The sequence below is a fragment of the Hymenobacter tenuis genome (assembly GCF_054780495.1).
Genome location: NZ_BAAGWF010000011.1, coordinates 1 through 1,097, shown reverse-complemented (window position 1 = coordinate 1,097; position 1,097 = coordinate 1). Strand labels below are relative to the sequence as shown.

The 1,097-nt window shown below is 55.1% G+C and carries 1 protein-coding gene; it reads right to left on the bottom strand.

The window, feature by feature from the left end:
- Positions 1–940: IS110 family RNA-guided transposase (locus ACYVGU_RS21335; RefSeq protein WP_460623758.1), on the bottom strand; the 940-nt coding region annotated here is incomplete at its 3' end.
- Positions 941–1,097 lie beyond the last annotated feature (157 nt).

The window sequence follows — 1,097 nt, the reverse complement described above, 5'->3', positions numbered from 1 at the left end:
CGGATTTGACAATAGCAAACGCTTGCTTGAGCAGCTTGTTACAGACCGCAATCAGGGCTAGCTTCTTGTTCTTGCCCTTGGCCACGAGGCGGTCAAAGAGGGCTTGGCAGGCGGCATTCGTTTTCTTAGCCGAGAAGCTGCACATAAAGAGTTTACCACGAATCAAGCCCCCACCCATCTTGGTGATGCGTACCTTGCCCCGGATGCTGGTACCCGAACTATGCTCCCGCGGCGACAAGCCCGCCATGGCAATGAGTTGACGGTAATTATCTAAGCGCGTAAAGCCGCCGGCAAACAACAGGAGCATGCCGGCCGTCTTGCGGCCAATGCCGGGAATGGAGCAGAGCAGGGTCATTTCTGCCGCAAAGCGCTGTTCTAACAGGGCCAGTAGTTCGGCTTCCACTGCGTCGACTTGCTGGGTGAGCACCTGTAAGGTATGCTGTAGACGTTTCAGCGCGAGCTTACTGACAATCGGTTGGCGCTGCAGCGCTTCCAGGGCGTTGCTCACCATCGTTTTCTGTTTGAGCAGCTGTTCATTCACTTGCTCGAGCTGCCGACATTCGACCAGCACGGCTTCCTCGGGCTGCCAGAGGGTGACTACCTGCTGCTGACCATAGCGCAGCAGCCACTGGGCATCCTTCCGATCACTCTTGCTCTTGCTCAGGTGCATCTGGATAAAGCGCCGGATGACCAGTGGGTTGAGCACGGCGACTTGGCCCCCCTGCTCATGCAGGTAATACGCGAGGGCCAGGTTATAGGTGCCGGTGGCTTCCATCACGAACAAGCAGTGCGCCCCGCACGTCTTGACTACCTGCTGAAAGCCGGCTTTGGTGTTCGGTACCTCGAAGTGTTTTACTTGTTCACCCACTTGGTAACAGAGGGCCAGGGTGGCTTTGCTCACGTCAATGCCCACCACAGAAAGAGAAACGTGTGACACCATAACAAGCAGTAAGGAAAGGTGATAAGATCACGTGACAAGGACTTCTAGGGAGTCTTTTGTTATCCTGATACAAGCTCTGTGGCCTCTTGGAACTGTCCGAAGTACCCTAGAAAAGAGAGGGGATTGTCATGTTAAACGAGCTCGAACGCCCCATAAC